Here is a 14,162-nt window from a genome sequence, read left to right on the forward strand (position 1 = left end):
CCGCAAATGAAACACGCGCCACCGAAACCGGCAAATAGCTGGTCCCGATTCCACAGTAGACGCAATCGGCCGACACCGGTCGCCGACACCCGCCGCCGTCGACCTCACCGTCGACGGGCGCTCTGCGCACGCGGCGTTCGAGCTGTCGTACCGGCAGCTCGACGAGCCCGCCCAGCGGCTGTTCCGGCTCGCCGGGCTGCACCCCTCCGGCGAGTTCGCCGTCCCCGCCGCTGCGGCCCTCGCCGGCCTGAGCGCCGCCGAGACGTCCGCGGCGCTGGGCCGGCTCGCCGACGCCCACCTGGTGCTCGAGCCGGCCGAGGGCCGGTTCCGGCTGCACGACCTGCTGCGCGAGTACGCCGCCGGGCTCGCCGCCGCCGACCCCGGCCACGCCGAGGCCACCGACCGGCTGCTGGACTGGTACGTGGCCGCGACCGCCGCCGCCACCCGCTTCTGGGAGCCCCGCCGGGACCGCGGCGCCGTCGACGACCTCCCCGGCGTGCCGGGCACGCCCACGTTCGCGGACCTGGCCGCCACCCGCGCCTGGCTCGACCGGGAGATCGCCAACCTCATCGCCGCCGTCCACCTCGCCGACCGGCTCGGCCGGCACCGGCACGCCGCGCTGCTCACCCGGGCCCTGTGGGGGTACCTGTTCCGCAACTCGATGAACGACGTCTCCATCGACCTGCACCGCCGTGCCCTGGCCGGCGCCGAGGCCCTCGCCGACGACGAGCTCGCCGCCATGGCCCACAACTACCTGGCCTCCGCCTACGCCCGCGCCGGCCACCTCGACGATGCCGCACACCACCTCGGCCGGATCGTCGAGCACCCCGGCTGGGGCTTCCGCGCCCGCAACAACCTCGCCGCCGTCTACCTCTACGCCGGCCGCCTCCGCGAGGCCCTCGCCCTGCTCGAGGACTCCATGCTCGCCGTCTACGGCGCCGACCGGAGCTGGGCGTTCGGCCAGTGGACGTCCCTGGCCACGATCCTGCAGCAGCTCGGCCGCACCGGCGAGGCCCTCACCGTCGCCCGCCGCGCCCACGCCGTCGGCCGCCTCGACCGGCTGCCGTCCCTGGCCGCCAACGCTCGCTTCGAGCTCGCCGTCATCCACCAGCGCCTCGGCCACCACCGGCTCGCCGCCCTGCTGCTGCGGGCGCTGCTGGCCGACCCGTCCCCGGAGATCGGCCCCGCGCTGGCGTGCCTGGCCCGCAGCCAGCTCGGGCTGGCCGAGCTGGCGCTGGACCGGCCCGGCGACGGCCTGGACCTGCTCGCCGCCGCGCACCGGGCCGCCGAGCCGCTCGAGCCGCACGTGGCCTGTCTCACCGGCAACAACCTCGGCACCGGGCTGCGGCTGGCCGGCCGGCCCGGCGACGCCGCCCCGGTGTACGCCGCCGTGCTCGACCAGGCCAGGCGCATGGGCTACCGCCACGAGCAGGCCCGCGCCCTGCACGGCCTCGGCCTGTGCACCGGCGACCCGGCGGCGCTGCGCGAAGCCGCCGACCTCTTCGCGCGGATGGGCGCCCAGTAGGCTTCCACGCCGTGACCCCAACCGACGACGACCCCGCGGCCTGCGTGGCCGCCGGCGACAGCCGCCTTCGCCGCGGCGGCCGGCTGAAGTTCTTCTACGGCCCGATGGACTGCGGCAAATCCACCCTCGCGCTGCAGATGGACTACAACCACGCCCGCCAGGGCCGCCACGGCCTGGTGCTGACCACCATCGACCGGGCCGGCCCGGGCCGGCTCAGCACCCGCATCGGCCTGGGCAAGGACGCCGTCGACGTGGCCGGCCTCGACCTGCGCGACCTCGTGCGGGACCGCTGGGCCCGGGGCATCCGGGTCGACTACCTCATCTGCGACGAGGCCAGCTTCTACACCGTCGAGCAGATCGAGCAGCTGGCCGACCTCGTCGACAACTCCGACGTCGACGTCTACGCCTTCGGCCTGGCCACCGACTTCCGCACCGCGCTGTTCCCGGCGGCCCAGCGGCTCTTCGAGCTCGCCGACGAGGTCACCCGGGTCCAGGTCGAGGTGCTGTGCTGGTGCGGCCGGGCCGGGCTGCTCAACGCCCGCGTCGTCGACGGCGTCATCGCCCGCGAGGGCGACCAGGTCGTCATCGGCGACACCACCGCCGACGGCGTGGTCCCCGACGCCAGCCCGGCCGACGTGCACTACCAGGTGCTGTGCCGCCGTCACCACCGCACCGGCAACCTCGGGCCCGCCGCCCGCACCGGGGGCCAGCTCCGCCTGGTGTAAATCGGGTGCCGCGGCGCGCCCGCGGCCGTAGGCTCCCCGGTTCGTGCGCCTCAGTGACTTCCGCCTCGACGTGCGGCCGCTGCGGCATCGGGACTACCGGCTGCTGCTGGGCAGCGGCGTGATCACGATGTTCGGCAGCTTCATCACGCTCGTCGCCGTGCCGTTCCAGCTCAAGCTGCTCACCGGCTCGTACGTCGCGGTCGGTGTCGTCGGCGTGGTCGAGCTCGTCCCGATGATCCTCAGCGGGCTGTGGGGCGGTGCGATCGCCGACGCGGCCGACCGGCGGCGGGTGGTGCTGTGGTGCGAGGCCGGGATGGCCGTGTGCGCCGGCGGGCTGCTCGTCAACGCGCTGCTGCCCAGCCCCGCGGTGTGGCCGCTGTACGTCGTGGCCGGCGCCGTCGCCGCGCTCGACGGGCTGCAGCGGCCATCGCTGGACGCGCTCATCCCGCGGCTGATCCCCCGCGACGAGCTGACCGCGGCCAACGCCGTGCAGGCGCTGCGTTACCAGATCGGGGCCATCGCCGGGCCGGCGGTCGGCGGGGTCCTGGTCGTCTCGGCCGGCGTGCAGGTCGCGTACGCGATCGACGTGGCGACGTTCCTGGCCTCGATTGCGCTGCTGTACGCGCTGCGGCCGGTCCCGCCGTCGGAGCACGCCGAACGGCCGAGCCTCGCCGCCGTCGCCCGCGGCGCGCGGTACGCCTGGTCCCGCCCCGAGCTGCTGGGCACCTACTTCGTCGACCTCGCCGCGATGTTCCTGGCCATGCCGATGGCCCTGTTCCCGTTCGTGGCCGACGCGCTGCACGCCCGGTGGGCGCTGGGGCTGCTGTACGCCGCGCCGACCATCGGCTCCCTGGTGATCTCCCTCACCAGCGGGTGGACGTCCCGGGTGCACCACCACGGCCGGGCGGTGCTGATCGCCGCCGGGGTGTGGGGCCTGGCCATCGCCGGGTTCGGGCTGGCCCCCGGCATCTGGGCCGCGCTGGCGCTGCTGGCCGTGGCCGGCGGCGCCGACATGGTGTCCGGGCTGTTCCGCTCCACGATCTGGAACCAGACGATCCCCGACCACCTGCGCGGCCGCCTCGCCGGGATCGAGCTGCTGTCGTACTCGATCGGCCCGACCGCCGGCCAGCTGCGCTCCGGGCTGATGGCCGGGTGGGTCGGCCTGCGCCCGGCGATCGTCGTCGGCGGCCTGCTGTGCTCGGGCGTGGTCGCGGCCTGCGCCCCGCTGATGCCGGGCTTCACCCGCTACGACGCCCGGACCGACCCGCACCGGCAGGCCGCGGAGGCGTCCGCTACCGCGGCGGCGAGTCCTTGATGAAGGCGATCGCGTCGTAGTTGCGGACGTGGGCCGGGGCCAGCGAGGCGTACCCGAACCAGGGCGACACCCTCGGCACCGCGGCGGCGAGCCTGTCGCCCGCCCGGCGCAGGTCGACGAGGAAGCGTTGCTCCGGTTCGGCGTACAGCATCCCCTCGAGCGTGTCCGGCGGCGGTTCGCCGACCCCGTGGTGGCGGATGGCGCCCAGTGCGGTGGCCACGAACGCGTACCCGTCGCGCAGGTCGGTCGCGGCGATCGCCCCGGCGCTCCACCACCGCAGGTCCATGCCGGCCATCCGCATCGTGGACCTGTCCCGCTGCAGGTGGGCGTTGTGGGCGTGGACAAGGGTGGGGGCGTCCGCGGCGAGGGCGAGGAGGTTGGCGGCCATCATGGCGTCGCGCTGGGCGCAGAGCCTGCCCAGCCGCTGCGGCGACGGGTCGGCGAGGCCGGCGTGGTAACGCAGCAGCCCCGCGGCGGTGCGCGCGTAGAGCCGCAGGAGGCCCAGGTCGCCGCGCTCGGGGGCGTGCGTTTCGACGAGCCCGGCGAGGTCGTCGGCGATCAGCCGCAGCCGCTGCGCCTCGGCGCCGCGCCCGATGGACTGGCTCGGGTCCATCATCGCGGCCGGGTTCGTCCAGCGTTCGTCGTCGCCGAGCAGCTCGTCGAGCTCCCCGGCGGTGCACGGCACCGGGCCGGGGCCGAGGCGGGCGTGCAGCGCGGTGAGGGCGGTGCGGGGGCTGGCGGCGCCGCTCATCTCCAGCGGCCCGTCGAACCCGGCGAACCGGACCTGCTCGGCCTCGGGCCGGTGCTCGTTGTGGGCGCGCATCCAGCGGACCAGATCGCGGTTGGCGGCGGACTCCCCGAAGCCGTGGCTGAAGCCGCGGGCCATGACGTCGTCGAGGTCACCCCGGCCGGTGGTGACGTAGGCGTCGACTTCGAGGCCGAGGAGGCAGTCACTTTCGATGGCGATCCGGCGGTACCCCTGCGCCTCCACCAGCTCGCGGAAGAGATCGTTGCGCAGCTCGAGCAGCACGTCCTCGCCGTGGGTCGGTTCCCCGAGCGCCAGCAGCCGCGGCCGCCGGCCCAGCATCCCGATGAGGTCGGCGGCGCCGACGGGAGCAGTAGCAGTCATACCCCTGAACCGTACCGCTGAACCGACGGTTGAACCTTCCGCGCGACCCGGCACGTCCACGGCGCCACAACCCTCAAACCAGGTTTCGCTGAAGTCCCACTCGATGATCGTCAGCGCGCAGTTGGCGAGCTCGGCGCGGTCCTCGGGGGCGCTAGCGCCGAGGTGGGCGTGGGGTTGTGCACCGCCTGTGGATAAGCGGAAACCGTCCGTTACTGCAGGCCGGGTGGGGGGTTCTCGGCGATGGCGAGCCAGGCGTCGGCCTCGGCCGGGCCGTGGAAGCGGATGGACCAGTCGACCTGGCGCAGGCTCATGTGGGCCCAGCAGGCCTCCAGGACCTCCGGCGGGGCGAGCTGCGCGGCCTCGGCGGCCAGCGGCCGGGCCAGGGCGGGGGCGCGGCGGCAGACGTAGAACAGCAGGGTGACCAGGTCGAAGGCGCGGGTGCCGCGGCCGGCGCCGTCCCAGTCGACGATGCCGGTCAGGGCGCCGTCGGGGGCGACGAGGACGTTGCCGGGGTGGAAGTCGACGTGGACCAGGTCGTCGCCGGGGAGGGTGTCCAGGGCAACGCGGCGGATCGAGGACAGCAGCGCGGCCGAGCGTGGCGAATACTGCGCCAGGGAGTCGTGGTGGCAGAAGCCGGGGCCGGGCTGGTGGAGGTACAGGTGCAGCGGCGGGACCTCGGTGGCGCGCAACAGGCCGGCGAAGCGGCGGCTCACCGCGGTCATCTCGTCGACCAGCCGCCGGTCGATCCGCTCCGGCGGGCGGCCCGGCAGCAGGGACTGCACGACGACCCGGCCGTCGATCAGGTCGTAGGAGGGGGCGGGGATGCCGGCCGCGCGGGCCAGGCCGAGCAGGGGCGCGCTGGCCGGGTTGCCTTCGGACAGCACGCCGCGGCGGCCGTCCGGCCAGCGGACGTAACCGGCGCCGATCTCGCCGCCCGTGCAGGGGCCTTCGTAGGCAAGGCCGAGACGGGCGGCGTGCCTTGCCGCATCGATTCGCACTGGAGGGCCGCCAAGGGCTATCGTTGACCGCTCTGGCATGAAAAAAGACGCCCTAAAGGGCGCCGTGTTGTGAATGTTATCCGACTGGAGACGGGTTGTCAAACTCATCCGACACCGCCGACACCGCTGACATTGTCGAGGAGCAGGAGCATCTCGACACGCTCTACGGGCACCTCGACCGGCTGCGGGGGGACGCGGCCAGCGCGCTGTCGCAGGCGCTGCTGCAGACCGGCGCGACACCCTCGGACCGGTCGCACCGGGACTCGACGGCGACGCTGTACAACGACCGGCTGGCGCAGTACTCCGCGGTGGAGAACGGGCTGTGCTTCGGTCGGCTCGACTTCGCCGACGGCGAGCGGCGCTACATCGGCCGGATCGGCATCTTCGACGAGGACAACGACTACGAGCCGCTGCTCATCGACTGGCGGGCCCCGGCCAGCCGGCCCTTCTACCTGGCCACCGCGGCCGCCCCGGACGGGGTGCGCCGGCGCCGGCACATCCGCACCGACCGGCGCGCCGTCACCGGCCTCGACGACGAGGTGCTCGACCTCACCGAGGCCCACGGCACCGGGCGCGGCGCCCACGACGGGGTGACCGGTGAGGCGGCCCTGCTATCGGCGCTCACCGCGTCGCGCACGGGCCGGATGCGCGACATCGTCGAGACCATCCAGGCCGAGCAGGACCACGTCATCCGGGCCGACCTCGGCGGGGTGCTGGTCGTGCAGGGCGGGCCGGGCACCGGCAAGACCGCGGTGGCGCTGCACCGGGCCGCGTACCTGCTCTACACCCACCGGCAGGTGCTCTCCTCGCGGGTCGTGCTCATCGTCGGGCCGAACGCGACGTTCCTGCGGTACATCTCCCAGGTCCTGCCCTCCCTCGCGGAGACCGGCGTGCTGCTGGGCACCATGGGCGACCTGTTCCCGGGGGTCACCGCGCACGGCGAGGAGCCCGCCAAGATCGCCGCGATCAAGGGGCGCGCCGAGATGGCCGGCGTGCTCGCCGCGGCCGTGGGCGACCGGCAGCGGGTGCCGGACGAGGCGCTGCCGCTGCGCCTCGACCTGCTCGACGGCGACACCGTCATGCTGGAGCCGGCCGTCATCGAGGACGCCCGCGAGCGCGCCCGGCGCACCGGCAAGCTGCACAACCTGGCCCGCCCGGCGTTCGACGCGGAGATCATCCACGCGCTGTCGCTGCTCGTCGCCGACACGATCGGCCTGGACCCGTACGCCGATGACCCCCTCGGCGGCGACGACGCCCCCGGCGAGGCCCAGCTGCTCGAGGAGGCCGACCTCGCCGAGATCCGCCGCGAGCTGCGCGGCGAGGCCGAGGTCCTGGGCGCGCTGGACTGGCTGTGGCCGATCCTCACCCCGCAGCAGCTCGTCGCCGGCCTCTTCGCCTCCGACGCCCGCCTCGCCGCGGCCGGCGCCGACCCGCGCCTGAAGCGCTCCGCGCGCGAGGGCTGGACCCCGGCCGACGTGCCGCTGCTGGACGAGGCCGCCGAGCTGCTCGGCGAGGACGAGACCGTCCTGGAGATCATCGCCGAGCGGCGCCGCCGCCAGCAGGTCGCCTACGCCGAGGGCGCCCTGGAGATCGCGTTCGGCTCCCGCTCGATCGACGTCGAGGACGAGGACGACCCCGAGCTGCTCATGGTCACCGACCTGCTGGAGGCCGACCGCCTCGCCGAGCGCCACGCCAACGGGGAGGCTCTCACCCCGGCCGAGCGCGCCGCCGCCGACCGCAAGTGGGCGTTCGGCCACGTCATCGTCGACGAGGCCCAGGAGCTCTCGGCGATGGCCTGGCGGCTGCTCATGCGCCGCTGCCCGAGCCGTTCGATGACCGTCGTCGGCGACGTGGCCCAGACCGGCGACCTGGGCGGCGCCTCTTCGTGGTCGCACGTCCTCGCCCCGTACGTGGGCGAGCGCTGGCGGCTGCGCGAGCTCACCGTCAACTACCGCACCCCGGCCGAGATCATGTCGGTGGCCGCGGGCGTCCTGGCCGGCATCGACCCGGACATCCAGCCGCCCCGCTCGGTCCGCGAGGCCGGCGTCGAGCCGTGGATCCGCGGTGTCGCCCCGGCGCGGCTGGCCGAGGCCCTGACGGAGGCGGTCGAGCGCGAGGCCGAGGCCGTTGGCGAGGGACGCCTCGGCGTGCTGCTCCCGGCGGGCATTTTCGAGGATCTGGTACCGCACGTGCGCAAGGCCGTCCCGGACGCCGCGGTCGGCGAGCAGCCGGACCTCACCGCGCGGGTCGTGGTGCTGACGGTCAAGCAGGCGAAGGGCCTGGAGTTCGACGGGGTGATCGTCGTGGACCCGGAGCGCCTGGTCGAGGAGTCCCCCCGCGGCGCCAACGACCTCTACGTGGCCCTGACCCGAGCCACCCAGCGCCTGGGCATCCTGCACCCCGGCACCCTTCCCGACTCCCTGCATGCCGTCGTGGGCATATAGGCTCGACGGGTGGTAGCGCCGTTCGAAGTCCTGGCCGAGCCGACCCGCCGCCGCATCCTGGACGCGCTGCTGGACGGCCCCCAGCCCGTCGGCGCCCTGACCGATCGCCTGGGCCTGACCCAGCCCGGCACCTCGAAGCACCTGCGCGTGCTGCGGGAGGCCGGGCTGGTCCGCGTGCGCACGGACGCCCAGCGCCGCTTCTACGAGCTGCGCCCGGAGCCCTTGGCCGAGATCGATGCGTGGCTGGCCCCCTACCGCCGCCTGTGGCACCGCCACCTGAACGCCCTGGAAGCGGCGCTGGACGCGGACCAAGAGGGGGAAAGCTGGGAGCGTGATGGGTCGGACTCCAGCACGCTCACCGAGCCGACCTGAGCCTAGCAACCCCCTTTCGGCTACTTTCCAGCGCGGTCTCCAACTGTGCGGCGAGGTCGCTCGCGGCCCCGACCAGCCCCCGCAGGGTGGTCACCACCACGTACGCGCCCTGCTCATCGCTCCCGAACGACCCGGTCCTCTGCAGCAGCATCCGCGCCACGTCGGCCGGCGGCAGCACCCGCAGGTCGTCGCGGAGCTGACGCCAGACGAGCTGCGCGAACCGTGTCGGCGTCCGGCCGCCTGTAGAGATGTCGAGCGCGTGCCCGTAGATGACAAGGCGGTCCATCGGCGGAAGGTCGGTCGCGGGCCGCAGGAGCAGCTCGAGCAGCACGCGATAGGCCGAGACCGGGCCTTCGCTTGCGTAATACCGCACTTGCGGGCCGAGATCACGCCAGATCGGGATCATCGTGTCCAATGTTTCCCCATCTTCCTGCAGAAATAAGGCGAGCCGGGCCGTGCGCCAGCCGGGGCTGTCAGCGTCCGCCAGGAAGTCCGGGAACGGCCCGTGCGGCCTGGTGACCCAGCCCAGCGAACGAAGCAACGCGATAGGGCCGCCGGGATGTGACACCGTGACGTCGGACCCGTCGTACTCGACGCGCAGGACGTCGACGAGGCGCTCGAAGTCTTCGGACGGCAGTTGGCTCTGCCAGAGGCGGGCATGCCGGATCCATGCGGCGGGGCCGTCATCACCGAAGAGGTCGGCTCCGCGAATCCGGCCGCGGGACAGGACGACGGCCAGCCACACCAGGTTGGCGGAAAACGCGGCGTGGCGGGCGGCGACGGGGCGCCGCAGCGGCTCGTACTCCTGCAGGGACCACCTCGGGTGCGGGTAGCCGGCGTCCGGCAGCAGCTCCAGGACGAGGCCGAGGCACTCGGCGCGGCGCTGCTCGTCGAGGGCGTCCAGCATCGCCTGGCAGAAGGCGCGCAGCGGGCCGCGGCGGGTGACCGTGACGAACGACGTCGCCGCGGAGAAGTAGCCGGCGTCGAGGTGACCCGGCTGGCGGCGCCCGGCCCGGAAGGCGCGGTCGGCGGCGAGGTCGTTCAGGGCGGTGACGATGTGCCGCGCGGCCAGGAACTCGCCGAACGTGGCGTGCAGGAACTCGAAGCTGGTCTCGGGGCGCCCGACGTCCCGGGTCGCCTGAGAGTCGTGGATGAAGAAGAAGCGGCCGACCAGGAACTGCCCGACGGTCAGCGCCCGGTTGAGGTCCCGGGGATCGGGCCGCGGCAGGTCCTCCGGGTCGAGCAGGTGCGGCATGTCGGCGTCGAGTTCGGCCTCGGTGATCACGTCGCCGCCGCGGTTGAGCATCGCGATCGCCACCGCCGTCAGGCGCCGCCACTCGCGGCCGGCCTCCTCGCGGCGCACGGCCTCAGTGAGGTCCGAGCCGAGCTTGTCGACCTCGCGGTCGATGAAGTCGGCGAAGAGACGCTCGTACAGCTCCCCCCGGCCCAGGTCGGCCTCGGAGCGCTGCAGCTCGTTGGCGGTCGCGTCGTACAGGGCGAGCAGGAGCAGCAGCAGCGGCTGTCCGGCCAGCTCCGGGTGGGCCAGCACCGCCTCGGGCGGCAGCGGCGCGAGCGAGCGGGCGCCCAGCTTCGCGGTGTTCGCGCCGTTCCACACGGAAAGCCACGAGCGGACGCGGGGCTCGTCGAAGGGCTCCAGCCGCACGACGACCGTGCCGTCCGGGAACCGGGCCCGGTCGGCGACCACGGTACGGCTGGTGACGACGACCGCCGCCGGCCGGCCGACGTCGGCCTCGCGCTCCTGGAACTGCCGGACCCGCTCCAGATAGTCGGACTGGTTGACCCCGGTGGCCTGCAGCAGCTCGTCGAAGCCGTCGAGGAGCACGACCGGCAGCGCGTCCCCGGCGCTGCGGGACAGCTCGGCCCACCCGACCCGCTCGCCGATCTCCTGGTACAGCGCCTGCTCGATCTGGTTCTGCACCGACGTGTCCGCCGGCACGCTGCGCAGCTCCACCCGCACGACCAGGAAGTCGTTCTCCGGCATGGTGGCGGCGAGCACCCGGGTCAGCACCGACTTGCCCGACCCGGGCTGGCCGAGCACGACGAGCGGCGCCGCCACGGCCCAGGGGGTGGTGAGGTGGGCGCCCAGGAATCCGCCGAGATCCTCGACCGGGCGGCCGTCGTGCCACCACGACTCGGACGCGGGACTGCCGCTGGTGCAGGTCCGCACCCGGCACCGGGGCGAGACGTAGGCGGCGCCGAGGGTCGGCATCGCCACGTGCTGCGGTACCGCCGCCGAGTCGAGGATGCTCCGGTCGAGACGCACGCGATAGCGCTTGGCGAGGTCGGCCCGCCGGGCGTCGGCCGCCGCGCCGGTACTCATCGACGCCAGAATCTCGCGCAGTGTGACCGTCTCGAGCCCGGCCCACACCGCGAACTCCGGGACGTCCGCTGCCAACCGTGCATAGGACAGGCTGTATGTCTGGTGAGCGCCGGCCGCCGCACTCGCGCCAAGTAGTACGTCAATCGACTCGTAGTAATGGCGATAGTGTTCGCGGATTGCGTGAAAGTCCTCATCAGGCGAGGGCGCCGGCAACTCCTGATCGGTGAGGAACGCCTCGACCTCGTCGTGGCGACGGCGCGTGAACGGGATCGAGTTGAGATCGTCCTGGTCGGTGTTCTCGAGATAGGCGGTTACCGCCAGTATCGAGTGGACCGCGAGCAGAATTTCGGTGCGCTCGAAACGCCCGATACCGGCAATCCGCCCCGGCAGGTCCCGCAGGATGTCAGCGCACCACGTGACCAGCCGCCCGCGCTGAGCAAAGAGGGGCCCGTCGCCCATGGTCGCGGCCTCGGCATCGCCGTCGGCGCTGGTCATCGTGGCGACCAGCGCGGTGATGGGGCCGTCCGCGCCGTCCAGGAGGGTCACGGCGTCGCGGTAGCTCAGGGACCGTGAACCGTACGGTATGCGCATCGTGTGACCGTAGCGGAACCAGTGGCATGATCACGTGTGTGGATGAGGCTGCGTTGTTGGTGGCGGTGGGCATCGAGCCCGAACATGGGCAGATCGCGCTCAAGGCCGGTCGGCTCGGGGCGTCGGAGGACGGGTACTGGCCGCCGCAGTGGGACGGCGGCGAATGGGCGGTGTCCGGCACCGGTTGCATCCTCGTGGCGACGCGGCCCGACTCGGAGGGCACCGTCGACGTGGCCGTGTTTCGCGGGCGGCCGCACTTCGACGGGGACTGGACGCGCGTGCACACCGCCAGGATCGTCGTCGAGGAGGACGGCGGGCTGGCGGTCGCGATGACGGTGAGCGACGAGCAGACGCCGGTGCCGGTCGGCGAAGGGCCGTACGGGGTCGAGGTGTGGGTGCGGCCCCCGACGTCGCCGGAGGCCGTCACGTTCGTGCTGCTGGGCTAACCGGCGACCTCCTGGCGCAGGGCGTCTGCGGTGTGGGATGGGGCGAAGGCCAGGAGGTCCGACGGGGTGCCCTCGAAGATGATCTGGCCGCCCGCGGCGCCGCCCTCCGGGCCGAGGTCGATGATCCAGTCGGCGTTCTTGATGATGTCGAGGTTGTGCTCGATGACGATGACCGAGTTGCCCTGGGTGACGAGGCGGTCGATGATCGCGAGCAGGTGCTGGATGTCGGACATGTGCAGGCCCGTGGTGGGCTCGTCCATGACGTAGACGGTGCCGGACTTGTGCAGCTCGGTGGCGAGCTTCACGCGCTGGCACTCGCCGCCGGACAGGGTGCTCAGGGGCTGGCCGAGGCGCAGGTAGTCCAGGCCGACGTCGACCAGGGCGCGCAGGATCGGCTGGAGCTTCTTCTCCGGGAAGAACGCGGCGGCCTCCTCGGCGGTCATGTCGAGAACCTCCGCGATGGTGCGGTCGCGGAGGCGGTGCTGCAGGACCTCGGGGCGGAAGCGGCGGCCCTCGCACTCCTCGCAGATGGACTTCAGGCCGTCCATGAACGCCAGGTCGGTGTAGATGACGCCGAGGCCCTGGCAGGCCGGGCAGGCGCCCTTGGAGTTGAAGCTGAACAGGCCGGGGCTGACCTTGTTGGCCTTGGCGAACAGGGCGCGGATCTCGTCCATGACGCCGGTGTAGGTGGCGGGGCTGGAGCGGATCGAGGCGCCGACGGCGGACTGGTCGATGGCGATGGCCTGCGGGTGCTGGGTCAGGAACGCCTCGTTGACCAGGGAGCTCTTGCCGGAGCCGGCCACGCCGGTGACGACGGTCAGGACGCCGGCGGGGAAGTCGACGGTGACCTTGCGCAGGTTGTGCACGGCGGCGTCGGTGACGGTGAGCACGCCGGTGCGGGGGCGGACCTCGGTCTTCAGCGGCAGGCGGTGGCGCATGTGGCGGCCGGTCAGGGTGGGCGCGTCGGCGAGGGCGGCGACGGCGCCGGCGAAGACGACCTCGCCGCCGTGGGCGCCGGCCTTGGGGCCGATGTCGATGACGTGGTCGGCGATGGCGATGACGTCGCGGTCGTGCTCGACGACGAGGACGGTGTTGCCCTTGTCGCGCAGCTTGCGCAGGAGGGTGTTGAGCCGGGCGACGTCGCGGGCGTGCAGGCCGATGCTGGGCTCGTCGAAGACGTACATCATGTCGGTCAGGGCGCTGGACAGGTGCCGGACCATCTTGATGCGCTGCGACTCGCCGCCGGACAGGGTCGCGGTCTCCCGGTCGAGGCTCAGGTAGCCCAAGCCGATGGTGACGAGGTTGCCGACCCGGTCCAGGAGGCTCTCCACCATCGGCGCGGCCACCGGCGCCTCGACGGTGCGCAGCACCTCGACCAGTTCGGTGGCCTCCAGGGCGGCCAGCTCGACGATGGAGCGGCCGGCGACCCGCACCGACCGGGCGGCCTCGTTGAGCCGGGCGCCGTTGCAGGACGGGCAGACGGCCTCGGTGACATACTGCGCGACCCGGTTGCGGGTGCGCTCCGACATCTCGGCCACGTCCCGTTTGATGAACAGCCGGGTGAACTTCTCCACGACGCCCTCGTAGGTGGCGTTCATCTGCCCGCCGCCGACGGCGACGGGCAGCTTCCCGCGGCCGTGCAGCAGGTTGTGCCACTCCTGCTCGCCGTAGCGCTCCAGGGGCTTGTCCATGTCGAAATACCCGCTGGCCGCGTACATCTGCCAGTACCAGGTGCCGGGCTGGAAGTCCGGGTGCAGCAGGGCACCCTCGTTGAGGGACTTGCCGCGGTCGAGGAACGCGTCGAGGTCGAGGGTGGTGATCCGGCCGATGCCCTCGCACTCGGGACACATGCCCTGCGGGTCGTTGAACGAGAACAGGTTGGACGCGCCGAGTTGCGGGGTGCCGACCCTGGAGAACAGCAGCCGCAGGATGGCGGAGATGTCGGTGATGGTGCCGACCGTGGAGCGGGACCCGCCGCCGAGGCGCTTCTGGTCCACGACGATGGCGGCGGAGAGGTTCTCGACCGAGTCGAGGTCGGGCTGGCCGTACTTCGGCAGCCGCGCCCGCGCGAAGGCGGTGAACGTCTCGTTGAGCTGCCGTTGCGCCTCGGCGGCGATGGTGTCGAAGACCAGCGACGACTTGCCGGACCCGGACACGCCGGTGAAGACGGTGATGGCCTGCTTGGGCACCTCGACGGTGACGTTGCGGAGATTGTTCTCCCTGGCCCCGACGATCCTGATCGAGTTCAACGACCCTCCCGTGTGCGCGACGAAGGA

At 73.0% G+C, this 14,162-nt stretch carries 11 protein-coding genes; 6 read left to right on the top strand and 5 right to left on the bottom strand.

Annotated features, from left to right (window positions below; all coding sequences use genetic code 11):
- A partial coding sequence (locus AB0M46_RS32850) for a hypothetical protein (RefSeq protein ID WP_363342420.1) occupies positions 1–298 on the bottom strand: 298 nt, incomplete at its 3' end.
- A 3-nt stretch (positions 299–301) separates the two neighbouring features.
- Here AB0M46_RS32850 and AB0M46_RS32855 point away from each other — a divergent pair.
- From AB0M46_RS32855 to AB0M46_RS32865, 3 genes are read left to right on the top strand one after another with little or no spacing between them, the layout of a single operon-like run.
- The gene (locus AB0M46_RS32855; protein WP_363342422.1) at positions 302–1,525 is read left to right on the top strand and encodes a hypothetical protein; all 1,224 of its coding nucleotides are present in this window, start codon (positions 302–304) and stop codon (positions 1,523–1,525) included.
- Positions 1,526–1,569: 44 nt separating this feature from the next.
- Entirely contained in the window at positions 1,570–2,250 is a 681-nt protein-coding gene (locus AB0M46_RS32860) for a thymidine kinase (RefSeq protein WP_363342526.1), read from the top strand.
- Positions 2,251–2,293: 43 nt separating this feature from the next.
- Positions 2,294–3,565: an MFS transporter gene (locus AB0M46_RS32865; protein WP_363342424.1), complete on the top strand. Its 1,272-nt coding sequence runs from the start codon at positions 2,294–2,296 to the stop codon at positions 3,563–3,565.
- Here AB0M46_RS32865 and AB0M46_RS32870 read toward each other — a convergent pair.
- Positions 3,543–4,694, bottom strand: a complete 1,152-nt coding sequence (locus AB0M46_RS32870) for an erythromycin esterase family protein (protein ID WP_363342426.1) — start codon at positions 4,692–4,694, stop codon at positions 3,543–3,545. The genes AB0M46_RS32865 and AB0M46_RS32870 overlap by 23 nt on opposite strands.
- Positions 4,695–4,903: 209 nt before the next feature.
- The gene (locus tag AB0M46_RS32875) at positions 4,904–5,692 is read right to left on the bottom strand and encodes an aminoglycoside phosphotransferase family protein (RefSeq protein WP_363342428.1); all 789 of its coding nucleotides are present in this window, start codon (positions 5,690–5,692) and stop codon (positions 4,904–4,906) included.
- A gap of 95 nt (positions 5,693–5,787) precedes the next feature.
- Between AB0M46_RS32875 and AB0M46_RS32880 the strand changes: the two genes are divergently transcribed.
- Together AB0M46_RS32880 and AB0M46_RS32885 are read left to right on the top strand one after the other, a co-directional pair.
- Positions 5,788–8,136 carry an ATP-binding domain-containing protein gene (locus AB0M46_RS32880; RefSeq protein ID WP_363342430.1) on the top strand — a complete coding sequence of 783 codons (2,349 nt, stop codon included), beginning with the start codon at positions 5,788–5,790 and terminating at the stop codon, positions 8,134–8,136.
- A gap of 9 nt (positions 8,137–8,145) precedes the next feature.
- Positions 8,146–8,508 (top strand): metalloregulator ArsR/SmtB family transcription factor, encoded by a 363-nt coding sequence (locus tag AB0M46_RS32885; RefSeq protein ID WP_363342432.1) that lies wholly within the window; start codon positions 8,146–8,148, stop codon positions 8,506–8,508.
- On the opposite strand, the gene AB0M46_RS32890 is transcribed toward AB0M46_RS32885, so the two are convergent.
- Positions 8,492–11,440, bottom strand: coding sequence for a hypothetical protein (locus tag AB0M46_RS32890; protein ID WP_363342434.1), 2,949 nt, complete (start codon positions 11,438–11,440; stop codon positions 8,492–8,494). The two genes, AB0M46_RS32885 and AB0M46_RS32890, sit on opposite strands and share 17 nt — an antisense overlap.
- Positions 11,441–11,478: 38 nt before the next feature.
- On the opposite strand from AB0M46_RS32890, the gene AB0M46_RS32895 reads away from it, so the two are divergent.
- Entirely contained in the window at positions 11,479–11,886 is a 408-nt protein-coding gene (locus AB0M46_RS32895; protein WP_363342436.1) for a hypothetical protein, read from the top strand.
- Here the strand turns inward: AB0M46_RS32895 and AB0M46_RS32900 are convergent.
- Positions 11,883–14,135, bottom strand: a complete 2,253-nt coding sequence (locus AB0M46_RS32900) for an excinuclease ABC subunit UvrA (RefSeq protein ID WP_363342438.1) — start codon at positions 14,133–14,135, stop codon at positions 11,883–11,885. The genes AB0M46_RS32895 and AB0M46_RS32900 overlap by 4 nt on opposite strands.
- Positions 14,136–14,162 lie beyond the last annotated feature (27 nt).

This window comes from Dactylosporangium sp. NPDC051485, from assembly GCF_040682015.1.
Classification (GTDB): domain Bacteria; phylum Actinomycetota; class Actinomycetes; order Mycobacteriales; family Micromonosporaceae; genus Dactylosporangium.